Source organism: Streptomyces sp. RP5T, from assembly GCF_003933965.1.
Lineage (GTDB): Bacteria > Actinomycetota > Actinomycetes > Streptomycetales > Streptomycetaceae > Streptomyces.
The window spans coordinates 1-1,441 of sequence record NZ_RSAJ01001062.1 but is presented as its reverse complement, the minus strand read 5'-3'; the positions used below and the strand labels follow the sequence as shown (position 1 = coordinate 1,441).

At 70.3% G+C, this 1,441-nt stretch carries 2 protein-coding genes; one reads left to right on the top strand and one right to left on the bottom strand.

Annotation, left to right across the window (positions count from 1 at the left end):
* Positions 1-90: 90 nt before the first annotated feature.
* The gene (locus EHS43_RS44480; RefSeq protein ID WP_125196048.1) at positions 91-831 is read right to left on the bottom strand and encodes a nitroreductase; all 741 of its coding nucleotides are present in this window, start codon (positions 829-831) and stop codon (positions 91-93) included.
* A gap of 86 nt (positions 832-917) precedes the next feature.
* Here EHS43_RS44480 and EHS43_RS44475 point away from each other — a divergent pair, with 86 nt between their 5' ends.
* Complete coding sequence (locus EHS43_RS44475) at positions 918-1,400, top strand: helix-turn-helix domain-containing protein (RefSeq protein ID WP_125196047.1); 483 nt, start codon at positions 918-920, stop codon at positions 1,398-1,400.
* The last annotated feature ends 41 nt before the right edge of the window (positions 1,401-1,441 follow it).

Here is a 1,441-nt window from a genome sequence, read left to right as displayed (position 1 = left end):
CGCAATTGCATGTCCCCGGCATGGTCAGCGCGACCCGAGTCTGAGCACACCCTCCCCTCGGTGTGAAGGCGACCGCCGTCATCGTTCGGATCATCCGCCCGCTTCTTCTGCGCTGACGCTGCCGGTGTGCCAGGTGACGGCTTCCTCGAGGGCGGCGCGGCGGGTGCGGAACGCATTCACCGGATGGTCGGGGTCGGCGTAGCCGAAGGAGATGCCGGCCACCACGCGCCGATGGCCGGGGATGCCGAGGTGCCCGCGAAGGAAGTCGGGGTACGAGGCGAGGGCGGCCTGGGGGGCCGCGGCGAGGCCGAGGCTGTGCGCGGCGAGCAGGAAGGTGTTGACGTACGCGCCGCAGTCGACGGCGCCGTACACGCCGAGGTCGGCCTCGGTGGTGATGATCGCGGCGTGCGGGGCGTCGAACAGCTCGAAGTTGCGCAGCAGTTGGCGCAGTCTGCCCTCCTGGTCCTCCTTGGCGATCCCGAGACTGTCGTAGAGCTGGTAGCCGCACTCGCGCCGACGTTCCCGGTGGACGCCGGTGTACTGCACGGGGAAGGGGAAGTCGGGGGCGGCGGGGTGGCTCTGCACGTGTTCCATGAGCCGGGTGCGCAGGTGGTCGGTGGCGGCTCCCTCGGTGAGGTGGACGTGCCAGGGCTGCGCGTTGCACCAGGACGGGGTGCGCTGGGCCAGGCGCAGGAGCTGCTCGACGACGGGCCGGGGCACCGGGTCCGGTCTGAACTGTCGGCAGGTCCAGCGCTCGGCGAGGATCCGCGACAGCTCGCCGCGCGGGCCGGCGTCGGTATCGGTGCCCGGCTGTGTGCTCGTCGTAGTCATGCAGGCCTCCACACGGTGTGGTCTCGTTTCGAGACCACGCTACGCGGTCTGGTCTCTTTTTGGAACCGTGGAGTTAGGCTGCTCGTGTGCGTTACGAAGACCTGGCCGACCTGCCGTGTTCCATCACCCGTCCGCTCGTGGTCCTCGGCGACCGGTGGACGCTGCTGCTGCTGAAGGCGTCGTTCTCCGGGGTCCGCCGGTTCAACGCGTTCCAGGGCGCGCTGGGCATTTCGCGCAGCCGCTTGCAGGACCGTCTGGGCCGCCTGGTCGAGCACGGCATCCTGGAGCGTCGCCCTGCCGACGGCGGTGACCACGTCGAGTACCGTCTGACCTCCAAGGGGCACGCCATCTACCCGATCCTCATGGCGATCAGGGACTGGGGCGACACCTATATGGCCCCGGACGGTCCGCCCGCCCACTACCGGCACCGCGACTGCACCGGCGAGGCCCACATTCAACTCACCTGCGACACCTGCGGCACGGAAGTCACCGCACGGGACATCGCACCCGAGCCGGGCCCCGGCGTCCTCGCCCACCTCAGCCGGCCAGAGGCTGAGGCCGGGCAATAGCCTCAGCCGTCGGCGAGCCGGCCGTCGGGCTGGGCGTACGG